Below are 13,813 nucleotides of genomic sequence, written 5' to 3' on the forward strand. Positions count from 1 at the left end.
GGGCTCCTCGGGTACGCGGACGGCGTCACGGCGGACCGTGACGGCGGGGATACTGATCGTCTCCGACCGACAGGACCGTAGGGAACGAGTGGATCGCGTGGACCTCCTGCCCCCCACCATCGGCGATTTCCCGCCGCGCGACGACCTCGCGGCCCGGGCCGACGCCCACGCGGCGGCGCCCCTGCTGAACTGCCTGCTGCGCGAGGCCGCCGAGCCGGTCGGGGACGACGGCGCCTGGCGGGTGCACCGGCTGGCCGCGTCGGGCCGGCTGCTGCGGGTGCGCGGCACACGCCGCCCCGCCCGCCCCGAGGTCGGGGCGGACGGAACCTGGCGGCCGCTGGACCACCGTGACCTGGTCGCCCTCGTCGCGGACGAGCTGTACCGGCTCACCGGGCTCGTCAATCCGGTCCTGCCCGCCGAGATGACCGACAGCCGGGACGTGGTCGCCGCCCTGCTGGCCGCGCGTGCCGGTGCCACCGCGCCCGCCGACGCCTATCTGCGCTCCGAGCAGTCCCTGATCACCGGGCACCCCCACCACCCCGCCCCGAAGGCGCGGGGCGGCGGCCCGCCGGCCGCCTGGCTGCCGTACGCGCCCGAGGCGCACGTCCGCTTCCCGCTGGAGCTGCTCGGCGTGCGCGCGGACACGGTCGTGCAGGAGGGCGACACCAGCGCCCTCGACGCGCTCGGCGAGGCCCCGCCCGGCTACCGACTGCTGCCCGCCCACCCCTGGCAGCTTCGGCTGGCCGCGCCCGCCCTCGCGGACGCCTTCGCCGACGGGCGCCTGATCCGGCTGGGCGCGAGCGCGTTCGAGGTGTGGCCGACGGCCGCGATCCGCACCGTATATGCGCCGGAGCGGGACCTCTTCCTCAAGTTCAGCCTCGATGTGCGGATCACCAACGACATCCGCCGGTTGTGGGAGCACGACCTGCGCAGGCTGCGCCGTACGGACAAGGCCGTCACGCACGCCTTCGCGGCGCTCGGCGGCCCGGCGGGCTGGCTGAGCGACCGCGGTCACCGCACCGCCTGCTTCGCCCACGAGGAACTGGCCGTCGTCGTCCGCGACGGCCTGGGCGGGGCCGTCCTGCCCGGCGCGACGCCCCTGCTCGCGGCCGGCCTGGTGGAGGGGTTCGACGGCAACCCGCTCGCCGCCGCCGCCGACCCGGCGGCCTGGTGGGAGGCGTATCTGCGCGCCGTCGTGCCGCCCGCCCTCGCCGCGTACGCCGACCACGGCGTCGTCCTGGAGGCGCACCTGCAGAACACGCTGGTCGCCGTCGACGACGGCGGGACGCCCGTCCAGGCTCTCTTCCGGGACGCCGAGGGCGTGAAACTGCTGCCCGAGGTGACACCGGCGGCCGGGTGGGAACGGCTGGTGTACTGCCTGGTCGTCAACCACCTCACCGAGGTCGCCGCGGCCCTTGCCGAACACCACCCCGGGCTGGACCCGTGGCCGGCGGCCCGCCGCGAACTGGCCCGCCACGACCTGCCCGAGGTCGCCGCGCTGCTGGCCTCGCCCACCCTGCCCGGCAAGACCAACCTGCTGCTGCGCTGGACCGGAGCGGACGGCGCGGCGGCCCGCTACCTGCCCCTGCCCAACCCACTGGCCGGCACCTGACCTGCCGTAGGCTGGCCGGTGTGCTGCGCGACGTGACCGCTGTCCGATACGTGACCCCGCTGAGGTCGGGCGGTTCGGTGCCCGCGGTCGTCGAGGCCGACGACGACGGCACGTACGTGGTGAAGTTCACCGGCTCCGCGCAGGGGCCCAAGGCGCTGGTCGCCGAGGTGATCGTGGGGGAGTTGGCCCGGGCGCTGGGGCTGCGCTTCCCCGAACTGGTGCTGGTGCACTTCGACCCGGCGATCGCCGCCGACGAACCCCACCAGGAGGTACGGGACCTGCACGGCGCCAGCCACGGGCTGAACCTCGGCATGGACCACCTGCCGGGCGCGGTCGACCTCACGCCCGAGGTCGCGCGGTCCTTCCCCGTGGACCCGCTGGAGGCAGGCCGGATCGTCTGGCTCGACGCGCTCACCGCGAACGTCGACCGCACGGTCCACAGCTCCAACCTGATGGTGTGGCCCACCCTGGGCGTCGCGCCCCCGCGCCTGTGGCTCATCGACCACGGCGCCGCCCTCGTCTTCCACCACCGCTGGGACGGCGCCGACCCCGAGAAGGCCTACGACTTCCGCCACCACGCCCTCGGCCACTACGGCCCCGACGTGCGTGCCGCCGACGCCGAACTCGCGCCCAAGGTCACCGAGGAACTGCTGCGCGCGATCGTCGCCGAGGTCCCGGACGCCTGGCTGACCGACCTCGGGAGCCCCGACGAGATGCGCGAGGCGTACGTGGCGTATCTGTACGCGCGCGTGCGGGCCTCGCGGAAGTGGCTGCCCACCGACTTCCCCGGCCCTCAGGAGCTGGCCGCGGACGAGGCCCGGCGGGCGGCGCGCACCCAGGCCGGCCGCCCGGACTGGCTGAAGCGGGTCCCCGATCTGCACGGCAAGCCCGCCGCCCAGCAGGACTGGTCGGTGCACCTGGGCTGAACGGACCGAGCGGCCCCGGGAAATCGCCCGGGGCCACTCGGATCAGCACGTTCGGGTCTCAGCCCTTCAGCTGCTCGTACGCCGGCAGGGTGAGGAAGTCGGCGTAGTTCTCGTCGAGGGAGACCTGCAGCAGGAGGTCGTGCGCCCGCTGCCAGTTGCCGGCGGCGAAGGCCTCCTCGCCGATCTCCTCGCGGATGTTCTCCAGCTCCTCGGCGGCGACCTTGCGGGCGAGGTCGGCGGTCACCTTCTCGCCGTTGTCCAGGACGACACCGGCGTTGATCCACTGCCAGATCTGGGAGCGGGAGATCTCGGCGGTGGCCGCGTCCTCCATCAGGTTGAAGATCGCGACGGCGCCGAGGCCGCGCAGCCAGGCCTCGATGTAACGGATGCCGACCTGGACGGCGTTGACCAGACCGGCGTAGGTGGGCTTGGCGTCCAGGGAGTCGATGGCGATCAGGTCGGCCGCCTCGACGTCGACGTCCTCGCGCAGGCGGTCCTTCTGGTTCGGCTTGTCACCGAGGACCTTGTCGAAGGACTCCATGGCGATCGGCACCAGGTCGGGGTGGGCGACCCAGGAGCCGTCGAAGCCGTCGCCGGCCTCACGGTCCTTGTCGGCGCGGACCTTCTCGAAGGCCACCTTGTTGACCTCGGCGTCCTTGCGGGACGGGATGAACGCCGCCATGCCGCCGATCGCGTGCGCGCCGCGCTTGTGGCAGGTGCGCACCAGCAGTTCGGTGTACGCGCGCATGAACGGGGCGGTCATCGTCACCGCGTTGCGGTCCGGCAGGACGAACTTCTCGCCGCCGTCACGGAAGTTCTTGACGATGGAGAACAGGTAGTCCCAGCGGCCGGCGTTCAGTCCGGCGGCGTGGTCGCGCAGCTCGTAGAGGATCTCCTCCATCTCGTACGCCGCGGTGATCGTCTCGATCAGGACGGTGGCGCGGACGGTGCCCTGCGGGATGCCGAGGTAGTCCTGCGCGAAGACGAACACGTCGTTCCAGAGGCGGGCCTCCAGGTGCGACTCCGTCTTCGGGAGGTAGAAGTAGGGGCCCTTGCCGAGGTCGAGCAGGCGCTGGGCGTTGTGGAAGAAGTACAGGCCGAAGTCGACGAAGGCGCCCGGGACCGGGGTGCCGTCGGCGTCGACGAGGTGGCGCTCGTTCAGGTGCCAGCCGCGCGGCCGCATGACGACCGTGGCGAGCTGCTCGTTCGGCTTGAGCGCGTACGACTTGCCCGACTTCGGGTCGGTGAAGTCGATGCTGCGGGTGTAGGCGTCGATCAGGTTGAGCTGGCCGAGGACGACGTTCTCCCAGGTAGGGGCGGAGGCGTCCTCGAAGTCCGCGAGCCAGACCTTGGCGCCCGAGTTCAGGGCGTTGATGGTCATCTTGCGGTCCGTCGGGCCGGTGATCTCGACACGGCGGTCCTGCAGCGCGGCCGGGGCCGGGGCGACCTTCCAGGAGTCGTCCGCGCGGACGGCGGCCGTCTCCGGCAGGAAGTCGAGCGTGGAGGTGCGGGCGATCTCGGCGCGGCGCTCGGCACGGCGGGCGAGGAGTTCCGCGCGGCGCGGCGTGAACCGCTGGTGCAGCTCGGCCACGAAGGCGAGCGCCGCGTCGGTGAGGACCTCTTCCTGCCGGGGCAGGGGCTCGGCGTCGACGATGGCCAGCGTGGACGGCGCTGGTGCGGACATGAGCGGTCACTTCCTTACGGGGGGCTGTTTCAGCGAACCACGTGCAACGCCACTCTGCCCTGGCACGCGGTGCCTACAGGCAGAAAGGGGGCGGTTCGCACCCGCTGTGCGGTCGGGTGCTTCTGAACAGTGGATAGTAGTTACCGCATAGTGGAAGTTCAATGGTTTGTTGATGTCGAGATTCTCCGAGTCGAGCAAAGGTGGCGCTCAGTGCCACCGCGTTCACTGAAGGTGGCCCAGGTCGGCCTCGGTGTCGATGTCGTACGGCTGTGCCACCTCCCCGCACTCGATGAGCCGTATCTCACGCGCGTGCTCGCGCAGATACGCGCGTGCCCCCCGGTCGCCTGTGGCAGTCGCCGCGATGCCTGCCCAGTGGGCCGCGCCGAACAGCACCGGATGCCCGCGCACGCCGTCGTAGGCGGCCGATGCGAGCGTGTGCTCGTCCTCGAAGGCGCCGAGCACCCGCGCGACGGCTTCAACGCCGATCCCCGGCTGGTCCACGAGCGACACGAGCGCGGCCCGCGCCCCGGTCCCGGCCAGCGAGGCGAGCCCGGCCCGCAGCGAGGAACCCATCCCCTGCTCCCACTCCGGGTTCTCCACGAGCACACACCCGGCGAGCCGCGCCCGCTCCCGTACGGCGTCGGCGCTCGCCCCCAGCACCACGTGCACGCGCGTGCACCCGGCCGCCCGCAGCACCCCGACGGCGTGCTCGACCAGCGGCCGCCCCCGGTGCTCCAGCAGGGCCTTGGGGCGTCCGCCGAGCCGCCGGCCACCTCCGGCGGCGAGCAGCAGCCCGGCGACGGCGTCCGTGGGATTTTCCATGCCTGCGGGGAGGGGTGTCGTCATACGCCCTGCATACCGCACCGCGCAGGGCCACGGGTTCACGCAGCGCAGCAACTCGATGACGCAGCGGACTGGCGCGGCGCGGGCGAGGTGTCGTTTACTGTCTCCCCCGCCCCGGCTCACCGCACCGGCGCGGACCGGACGGCTCAGGGAGATCGCACGACGGAGTGCGAAGGGGAGGGCTGTGTTGCGGAGCGTTCAGCACAAGCCGGTCACCGGCGGCGAAGGGGACCTGCGCGCGAGCCGGCTGCGCGCGGCGGCGTCCCGGCTGCACCGCGAACTGGCCGCGTACCCGGCCGAGTTACGCGACCGGGACATAGCGGAGGAAGAGCTGGCCGCACTGACGGCCATGGCCACCCGGGGCACCCCCGAGCCGGCCCCGCTGCACCGCTCCCTGCTGCTGATAGCGGGCGCGATCGGCTCGGTGAGTGCGCTGTCGGGGGCGTTGAGAGAGGTCCGGGCGGCGGTGGATCTGTTCAGCGAGCCACCGCATCCCGGGCGCCCTGACGCACCGGGCACGGCAGCGCCCTGAAGGCGCGCGGGGCTGCGTCGATGTGCGGCTCCGACGCGGGGGCGCGACCGGCCACAATCCACCGGTGCGACCGGCCACGATCCACCCGCGCTCGCCTGACAGGGGAACCCCGGCGGACGAGAAGGCGCTAGCCGCCCACGTACGTCGCAAGGTGCTGCCCGGTGAGAGTCGACCGCGCCGCGATCAACTCCGCCGGCGTCCCCTCGAAGACGACCCGCCCCCCGTCATGCCCCGCGCCCGGCCCCAGGTCGATGATCCAGTCCGCGTGGGCCATGACGGCTTGGTGGTGCTCGACCACGATCACCGACTTCCCGGAGTCGACCAGCCGGTCCAGCAGGCCGAGCAGCTGCTCGACGTCGGCCAGATGAAGACCGGTGGTCGGCTCGTCCAGGACGTAGACGCTGCCCTTGTCGCCCATCTGCGTCGCCAGCTTCAGCCGCTGCCGCTCGCCGCCCGACAGCGTGGTGAGCGGCTGGCCGAGCGTGAGGTAGCCGAGCCCGACGTCGGACAGGCGGTCAAGGATCTTGTGCGCCGCGGGCGTACGCGCCTCCCCGTCGCCGAAGAACTCCTCCGCCTGCGCCACCGGCATCGCCAGCACCTCGCTGATGTCGCGGCCGCCGAGCTTGTACTCCAGCACCGACGCCTCGAAGCGCTTGCCCTCGCACTCCTCGCAGGTGGTGGCGACCCCGGCCATCATCGCCAGGTCGGTGTAGACGACTCCGGCGCCGTTGCAGGTGGGGCAGGCGCCCTCGGAGTTCGCGCTGAACAGCGCCGGCTTGACGCCGTTGGCCTTGGCGAACGCCTTGCGGATCGGCTCGAGCAGTCCGGTGTACGTCGCCGGGTTGCTGCGCCGTGAGCCGCGGATCGGGGTCTGGTCGATGAAGACCACTCCGGCGTCGGCGGGCATCGACCCGTGCACGAGCGAGCTCTTGCCGGAGCCGGCGACACCCGTGACGACGACCAGCACGCCGAGCGGGATGTCGACGTCCACGGACTGCAGGTTGTGCGTGGTCGCGTCGCGGATCGCCAGTTTGCCGGTGGGCGTGCGGACCGTCTCCTTCACGCGCGCCCGGTCGTCCAGGTGGCGTCCGGTGAGGGTGCCGCCGGCCCGCAGCTCCTCCACGGTGCCCTCGAAGCAGACCGTGCCGCCCGCGGTGCCGGCGCCGGGGCCGAGGTCGACGACGTGGTCCGCGATCGCGATCATCTCCGGCTTGTGCTCCACGACGAGCACCGTGTTGCCCTTGTCCCGCAGCTGGAGCAGCAGCTCGTTCATGCGCTGGATGTCGTGCGGGTGCAGACCGATGCTGGGCTCGTCGAAGACGTACGTCACGTCGGTGAGGGAGGAGCCGAGGTGGCGGATCATCTTCACGCGCTGTGCCTCGCCGCCCGAGAGGGTGCCGGCCGGCCGGTCGAGCGAGAGGTAGCCGAGGCCGATCTCCACGAAGGCGTCGAGGGTGTCGCGCAGGGAGGCGAGCAGCGGCGCGGCCGACGGCTCGTCCAGGCCGCGCACCCAGGCGGCCAGGTCGCTGATCTGCATCGCGCAGACGTCGGCGATGCTCAGACCCTTGATCTTGGAGGACCGGGCGCCCTCGTTGAGCCGGGTGCCCTCGCACTCGGGGCAGGTGGTGAAGGTGACGGCCCGCTCCACGAACTCCCGGATGTGCGGCTGCATCGCCTCCTTGTCCTTGGCGAGCATCGACTTCTGGATGCGCGGGACCAGACCCTCGTAGGTCATGTTGATGCCGGCGATCTTCATCCGGGTCGGCTCGCGGTACAGGAAGTCCTGCAGTTCCCGCTTGGTGAACTTCCGGATCGGCTTGTCGGCGTCGTAGAGGCCGGACTCGGTGTAGAGGCGGTGGTTCCAGCCGCCCGACTTGTAGCCGGGGATGCTCAGCGCGCCCTCGTTCAGGGACTTGCTGTCGTCGTAGAGCTGGGTGAGGTCGAGGTCGGTGACCGAGCCGCGGCCCTCGCAGCGGGGGCACATGCCGCCGGTGATGCTGAACTGGCGGCGCTCCTTCACCGTCTGCCCGCCGCGCTGCACGGTGACCGCGCCGGCGCCGCTGATCGAGGCGACGTTGAAGGAGAACGCCTTGGGGGAGCCGAGGTGGGGCCTGCCGAGACGGCTGAAGAGGATGCGCAGCATCGCGTTGGCGTCGGTGGCGGTGCCGACGGTGGAGCGCGGATCGGCGCCCATGCGCTGCTGGTCGACGGTGATAGCGGTGGTCAGACCGTCCAGGACGTCGACGTCGGGGCGGGCGAGGGTCGGCATGAAGCCCTGGACGAAGGCGCTGTAGGTCTCGTTGATCATCCGCTGCGACTCGGCGGCGATCGTGTCGAACACCAGGGAGCTCTTGCCCGAGCCGGAGACACCGGTGAAGACCGTCAGCCGGCGCTTGGGGAGCTCGACGCTGATGTCCTTGAGGTTGTTCTCGCGCGCGCCGTGCACGCGGATCAGGTCGTGGCTGTCGGCGGCGTGGCCGGTCCCCGTTGCCTTGGTCATGGCGTCTCCATCCGTTCAGACCCTCGATCACGGCCACCCTCCGCGCCCGCCGGCCCGACCGGCGCCGTCCGGATGCCCGTGCCGCTCACGCTACGTGGAACCGGGGCGCGAGCGCTTCTCGAATCCTGATCCTTGCGGTGGCCTCCGGCGGTGGGGCGTTTGTGGTTCGGGCGCGCGGGGTCCGCGGGGCGCGGGCACGTCACGGGGCCTGGGGCTCGTGCCCTGCGGACGGAGGCGGGCGGGCTCGGAGTGGGGTTCTGCGTGGATGCCCGTGCGGGCGGGCTGGGGGTCCGACCTGGGCCCATGGACCTGCGTGCTTGCCGTGCGGCCTCAGCGCCGCGCCTCCACCCGGCCCCCGCGCCCGCCCCGCCGAACGGTCTGTGCCCGGCGGGTGTCCTGCGCCGGGCTCCACGTTGTCGCGCCCCGGCGTCCACGTCTGCCCCGCGGCAGGGGAGACCGGCGCTCCTGCCCCGTGGTGGTGTACGTCCCGCGCCTTCGGCTGCGGTGGCTGCCGTGTGGCATCCGGCCCGGCGACCCGGCCTGGGGCACCTTGCACGCGTGCCTTCGTCTCGCGTCCGTGCCTTCGCCCGATGCCCGCCTTCGGCGGCCGGTGCCTGCTGTTTGGCATCCCGCCCCGCTGCCCGGCCTCGGCACGCCGCGCCCGCGCCTTCGCCCTCGGCGGTCTGTGGGTTCCGGCCCCACGCCCCCGGGCAACGGCATGCGTGCCGGGCGGGGGCGGTGGCTGCCGGCGCGCGGCTGGGGTCAGCCGCCGTTGTTGGTCGAGCTGGTCAGGGCCTCGGAGAGTTCCACGGCCACCTGCTGCAGGACCGGGACGATCTTGTCCGTGGCGGCTTCCGTGACGCGGCCCGCCGGGCCCGAGATGGAGATGGCCGCCGCCGTGGGGGAGTTCGGTACGGAGACCGCGAGGCAGCGGACCCCGATCTCCTGCTCGCTGTCGTCGATGGCGTAACCGAGCCGGCGCACCTCTTCCAGGGAGGCCAGGAAGTCGTCCGGCGTGGTGATCGTCTTGTCCGTCGCCGCCGGCATCCCCGTGCGGTACAGCAGAGCGCGCACCTCCTCCGGCGGGTAGCCGGCGAGCAGCGCCTTGCCCACACCCGTGGAGTGCGGCAGCACCCGCCGGCCGACCTCGGTGAACATCCGCATCGAGTGCTTGGACGGCACCTGCGCCACGTACACGATCTCGTCGCCGTCCAGCAGCGCCATGTTCGCCGTCTCGCCGGTCTCCTCCACCAGGCGGGCCAGGTACGGCCGGGCCCACGTACCGAGCAGACGCGACGCGGACTCGCCGAGACGGATCAGGCGCGGGCCGAGGGCGTAGCGCCGGTTGGTCTGCTGGCGGACGTATCCGCACGCGACCAGGGTGCGCATGAGGCGGTGGATGGTCGGCAGGGGCAGTCCGCTGCTCGCGGACAGCTCACTCAGCCCGACTTCGCCGCCGGCGTCCGCCATGCGCTCCAGCAGGTCGAAGGCGCGCTCCAGGGACTGGACACCCCCCGTGGCGGCGGGTTTGGCGGAGTCGGTGGTGCTGGCGCTGGACGTCGGCACGGCGCGTTCCTTTCGGGACTGACTGAAGAGGCAGCAGCCTACCCGGCAGTCGGTTGACTCCCTGCTTGTGCGTAGCTACGTTCTATCTGGTGGAATTCTAATTCCGCTTTGTGGAAACGTCCAGGGTGGGCGGATCGGGTGCACTGTGGATGAGTGTGCCCTTGACGACGCGAAGACGGGAGTGAAGACTCCCGAAGTAGCTTCAACAGTTCGTTGAAATTCCGCTGTGTGGAAGACGCGCGGAGGCCGCCGAAGCCTCCGAGGCGGCCACGGCGGCAGAGAGAGGGGTCCGGGTGTCCGACGCTGAACTGGTCCTGCGTTCGAGGCGCGTCATCACTCCCGAGGGGACGCGGCCCGCGTCCGTCGTGGTCGCCGACGGCACGATCACCGCCGTACTCCCCCATGACGCGGACGTACCGGCCACGGCCCGCCTGGAGGACTTCGGCGACGACGTGCTGCTGCCCGGCCTGGTCGACACGCACGTGCATGTCAACGACCCGGGCCGGACCGAGTGGGAGGGCTTCTGGACCGCCACTCGCGCGGCGGCCGCCGGGGGCATCACGACCCTGATCGACATGCCGCTCAACTCCCTGCCGCCCACCACGACCGCCGACAACCTGCGGATCAAGCAGGACGTGGCCCGCGACAAGGCGCACATCGACGTCGGCTTCTGGGGCGGCGCCCTGCCCGACAACGTCAAGGACCTGCGCCCGCTGCACGACGCCGGCGTCTTCGGCTTCAAGTGCTTCCTGTCGCCGTCGGGCGTGGACGAGTTCCCGCATCTCGACCAGGACCAGCTCGCCCAGTCCCTCGCCGAGATCGCCGGCTTCGACGGCCTGCTGATCGTGCACGCCGAGGACCCGCACCACCTCGACGCGGCCCCGCAGCACGGCGGCCCCAAGTACACGGACTTCCTCGCCTCCCGCCCGCGCGACGCCGAGGACACCGCCATCGCGAACCTCATCGCGCAGGCCAAGCGCCTCAACGCGCGCGTGCACGTCCTGCACCTGTCCTCCAGCGACGCGCTGCCGCTGATCCGCGCCGCCAAGGCGGAGGGCGTTTCGATCACCGTCGAGACCTGCCCGCACTACCTGGCCCTCACCGCCGAGGAGGTTCCGGACGGCGCCAGCGAGTTCAAGTGCTGCCCGCCCATCCGCGAGGCCGCAAACCAGGACCTGCTGTGGGAGGCGCTCGCCGACGGCACGATCGACTGCATCGTCACCGACCACTCGCCGTCCACCGCCGACCTGAAGACCGACGACTTCCTCACCGCCTGGGGCGGCATCTCCGGCCTCCAGGTCAGCCTGCCCGCCGTGTGGACCGCCGCCCGCGAGCGCGGCCACGGCCTGGAGGACGTCGTCCGGTGGATGTCGGAGCGTACGGCGGCCCTCGTCGGCCTCGGCTCCAAGGGCGCCATCGCGGCCGGCCGCGACGCCGACTTCGCCGTCCTCGCCCCCGACGAGACCTTCACCGTCGACCCGGCCGCCCTCCAGCACCGCAACCGCGTCACCGCCTACGCCGGCCGGACCCTGTACGGGGTGGTCAAGTCGACCTGGCTGCGCGGCGAGCGGATCGTCGCCGACGGCGAGTTCACCGAGCCCAGAGGCCGTCTGCTCACCCGGTCCGCCTGACCGAAGGGGCGTCATCGACCACTCCCACCCCGTAGCGACTTTTCGAACCGAAAGGCAGGACCTGATCACCGTGACGGCGATACCCCGCTTCACCGGCGACGCGAACCCCTTCTCCGGCGGCGACCCGTACGCGGACTACCGCACCGCCGACTTCCCCTTCACCCACCACGCCAACCTCGCCGACCGGCAGCTCGGTGCCGGTGTCATCGCCGCCAACGACGAGTTCTTCGCCCAGCGCGAGAACCTGCTGGTCCCCGAGGCCGCGGAGTTCGACCCCGAGCACTTCGGGCACAAGGGCAAGGTCATGGACGGCTGGGAGACCCGCCGCCGGCGCGGTGCCTCCGCCGACCATCCGTGGCCGACCGAGGACGACCACGACTGGGCGCTGATCCGCCTCGGCGCGCCCGGCGTCGTCCGCGGCATCGTCGTCGACACCGCCCACTTCCGCGGCAACTACCCGCAGGCGGTCTCCGTCGAGGCCGCCTCCGTCCCGGGCTCGCCGTCGCCCGAGGAGCTGCTCGCCGACGACGTGAAGTGGACGACGCTCGTCCCGCGCACCCCGGTCGGCGGCCACGCGGCCAACGGCTTCGCGGTCGACGTCGAGCAGCGCTTCACGCACCTGCGGCTCAAGCAGCACCCCGACGGCGGCATCGCGCGCCTGCGGGTGTACGGCGAAGTCGTACCCGACCCGAAGTGGCTCGAGGTGCTCGGCACGTTCGACGTGGTCGCCCTGGAGAACGGCGGCCGGGTCGAGGACGCCTCCAACCTCTTCTACTCGCCGGCCACCAACACCATCCAGCCGGGCCGCTCCCGCAAGATGGACGACGGCTGGGAGACCCGCCGCCGGCGCGACCAGGGCAACGACTGGATCCGCTACCAGCTGGTCGCCCAGTCCGAGATCCGCGCCATCGAGATCGACACCGCCTACCTCAAGGGCAACAGCGCCGGCTGGGCGTCGGTGTCCGTCAAGGACGGCGAGAGCGGTGAGTGGGTCGAGATCCTCCCGCGCACCCGCATGCAGCCCGACACCAACCACCGCTTCGTCCTGCCGCAGCGGGCCGTCGGCACGCACGCGCGCGTGGACATCTTCCCCGACGGTGGCATCTCCCGCCTGCGCCTGTTCGGCTCCCTGACCGAGGCCGGCGCGACCCGCCTTGCGGCCCGTCACCAGGAACTGGGCGGCTGACGCACAGCCCCCTGAAGGACCCGTGGGGCGCACCGGCCTGACAGCACCGGTGCGCCCCACGCGCGTGTACCCGTCCGGCGGCGAGTCGCCCGGTCAGGCCGCGTGGCCGCCGTCCACCGTGAACTCCGCGCCGGTGACGTACGCAGCGCCCGCGAGGTGCGCCACCGTGGCGGCCACCTCCTGCGGCCGTCCGAACCGGCCCAGGGCCGTCATCTCGGCCTGACCGGCCGCGTACGGGCTGTCGGCGGGGTTCATGCCGGTGTCGATCGGCCCGGGACGCACGATGTCCGCCGTGATCCCGCGCGGCCCCAGCTCCCGCGCCAGGGCCTTCGTCAGCCCTGCCGGCGCCGCCTTGCCCATGGCGTACAGCGTGCCGCCGGGCCCCGGCACCCGCTGGACCATGCACGTGCCGATGGTGATGATCCGCCCGCCGCCGGACATCCGCGCGGCCGCCGCCTGCGAGGCGAGGAACACCCCCCCCGCACGTTCACCGAGCACCCGGTCCACCTCCGTGACCGGCAGGCTCTCCAGGGGACCGAGCACGCCCACCCCCACGTTGTTCACCAGCACGTCAAGACGGCCCAGCGCGCCGGCGGCCCGGCCCACGGCGCCCGCCGCCTCCTGGGCGTCCGCCGCATCGGCCCGCAGCGCCACCGCGCGCCGCCCGAGCGCCTCGACGGCCCGCACCACGTCCTCGGCCGCTTCCTTCCCCTGTGCGTAGGTCAGCGCCACGTCCGCACCCTCGCGCGCCCGGCCGCAGTGCCGGTCGCGGCCCCGATGCCCCGGCTGCCACCGGTGGGGCGGGCAACGGACATCGAGTTCGGCGGCGGCAGGTCCGGGTTAACGGTCCGCGAACACCCGGGAGGGAAAGGGGGAGACCCCGTGATTGTCATTGACATGCCAGTCTCTACGCGCGTCATCATGCCGACATGAGATTCCCCCCACGCATCTCGCGGCTCGGCGCCACAGCCGCAGTCCTGTCCGCCCTCCTCATGGGCGGCACCGTCTCCGCCACCCCGGCCGGTGCCACCGCCGCGTCCGTCGGCAGCATCTGCTACAGCGACCTGCCGTCCCAGGCGCACGACACCCTGAACCTGATCGCACAGGGCGGCCCCTTCCCGTACGACCAGGACGGCGTCGTCTTCCTGAACAGGGAAGGGGTCCTGCCGAGCCGGACCAGCGGCTACTACCACGAGTACACGGTGATCACGCCCGGCTCTCCCACCCGCGGCGCCCGCCGCATCGTCACCGGTGAGGAGCGCCAGGAGGACTACTACACCGCCGACCACTACGCCACGTTCGACCTGGTCGACCACAACTGCTGAGCCACCGG

General features: G+C 72.3%; 10 protein-coding genes and 1 pseudogene. 6 read left to right on the forward strand and 5 right to left on the reverse strand.

All coding sequences use genetic code 11. The features are described 5' to 3' along the window. Positions 1–88: 88 nt before the first annotated feature. Positions 89–1,612 (forward strand): IucA/IucC family protein, encoded by a 1,524-nt coding sequence (locus ACF1GV_RS09370; protein WP_391679540.1) that lies wholly within the window; start codon positions 89–91, stop codon positions 1,610–1,612. Between the two features lie 20 nt (positions 1,613–1,632). Further along, a complete protein-coding gene (locus tag ACF1GV_RS09375) occupies positions 1,633–2,538 on the forward strand; it encodes a HipA family kinase (RefSeq protein WP_363262035.1) in 906 nt (301 codons plus the stop codon). 58 nt (positions 2,539–2,596) lie between these two features. On the opposite strand, the gene aceB is transcribed toward ACF1GV_RS09375, so the two are convergent. Continuing rightward, positions 2,597–4,222 carry a malate synthase A gene (aceB, locus tag ACF1GV_RS09380; protein ID WP_391679537.1) on the reverse strand — a complete coding sequence of 542 codons (1,626 nt, stop codon included), beginning with the start codon at positions 4,220–4,222 and terminating at the stop codon, positions 2,597–2,599. Between the two features lie 222 nt (positions 4,223–4,444). Continuing rightward, positions 4,445–5,068, reverse strand: a complete 624-nt coding sequence (locus ACF1GV_RS09385; RefSeq protein ID WP_391679535.1) for an NTP transferase domain-containing protein — start codon at positions 5,066–5,068, stop codon at positions 4,445–4,447. Positions 5,069–5,249: 181 nt separating this feature from the next. Here ACF1GV_RS09385 and ACF1GV_RS09390 point away from each other — a divergent pair, with 181 nt between their 5' ends. After that, on the forward strand, positions 5,250–5,597 hold the full coding sequence (locus ACF1GV_RS09390; protein ID WP_391679532.1) for a DUF5955 family protein: 348 nt from the start codon (positions 5,250–5,252) through the stop codon (positions 5,595–5,597). 127 nt (positions 5,598–5,724) lie between these two features. On the opposite strand, the gene ACF1GV_RS09395 is transcribed toward ACF1GV_RS09390, so the two are convergent. Both ACF1GV_RS09395 and ACF1GV_RS09400 read right to left on the reverse strand, forming a co-directional pair. Continuing rightward, entirely contained in the window at positions 5,725–8,097 is a 2,373-nt protein-coding gene (locus ACF1GV_RS09395; protein ID WP_391679531.1) for an ATP-binding cassette domain-containing protein, read from the reverse strand. Between the two features lie 762 nt (positions 8,098–8,859). Beyond that, entirely contained in the window at positions 8,860–9,663 is an 804-nt protein-coding gene (locus ACF1GV_RS09400; RefSeq protein ID WP_363262030.1) for an IclR family transcriptional regulator, read from the reverse strand. Positions 9,664–9,956: 293 nt separating this feature from the next. Here ACF1GV_RS09400 and allB point away from each other — a divergent pair, with 293 nt between their 5' ends. After that, positions 9,957–11,294 (forward strand): allantoinase AllB, encoded by a 1,338-nt coding sequence (allB, locus tag ACF1GV_RS09405; protein ID WP_391679528.1) that lies wholly within the window; start codon positions 9,957–9,959, stop codon positions 11,292–11,294. Between the two features lie 70 nt (positions 11,295–11,364). Continuing rightward, positions 11,365–12,480: an allantoicase gene (gene alc, locus ACF1GV_RS09410; protein WP_391679526.1), complete on the forward strand. Its 1,116-nt coding sequence runs from the start codon at positions 11,365–11,367 to the stop codon at positions 12,478–12,480. A 93-nt stretch (positions 12,481–12,573) separates the two neighbouring features. On the opposite strand, the pseudogene ACF1GV_RS09415 reads toward alc, so the two are convergent. Next, positions 12,574–13,295: pseudogene (locus tag ACF1GV_RS09415) on the reverse strand (SDR family oxidoreductase). A gap of 114 nt (positions 13,296–13,409) precedes the next feature. Between ACF1GV_RS09415 and ACF1GV_RS09420 the strand changes: the two are divergent. After that, a complete protein-coding gene (locus ACF1GV_RS09420; protein ID WP_391679524.1) occupies positions 13,410–13,805 on the forward strand; it encodes a ribonuclease domain-containing protein in 396 nt (131 codons plus the stop codon). Positions 13,806–13,813 lie beyond the last annotated feature (8 nt).

The sequence above is a fragment of the Streptomyces sp. NPDC014006 genome (assembly GCF_043088925.1).
Classification (GTDB): domain Bacteria; phylum Actinomycetota; class Actinomycetes; order Streptomycetales; family Streptomycetaceae; genus Streptomyces.

Excerpts from the sequence above, each read along its gene's own strand:
- aceB (WP_391679537.1), bottom strand. The coding sequence starts at position 4,222 with ATGTCCGCACCAGCGCCGTCCACGCTGGCCATCGTCGACGCCGAGCCC.
- ACF1GV_RS09385 (WP_391679535.1), bottom strand. The coding sequence starts at position 5,068 with ATGACGACACCCCTCCCCGCAGGCATGGAAAATCCCACGGACGCCGTC.
- ACF1GV_RS09395 (WP_391679531.1), bottom strand. The coding sequence starts at position 8,097 with ATGACCAAGGCAACGGGGACCGGCCACGCCGCCGACAGCCACGACCTG.
- ACF1GV_RS09420 (WP_391679524.1), top strand. The coding sequence starts at position 13,410 with ATGAGATTCCCCCCACGCATCTCGCGGCTCGGCGCCACAGCCGCAGTC.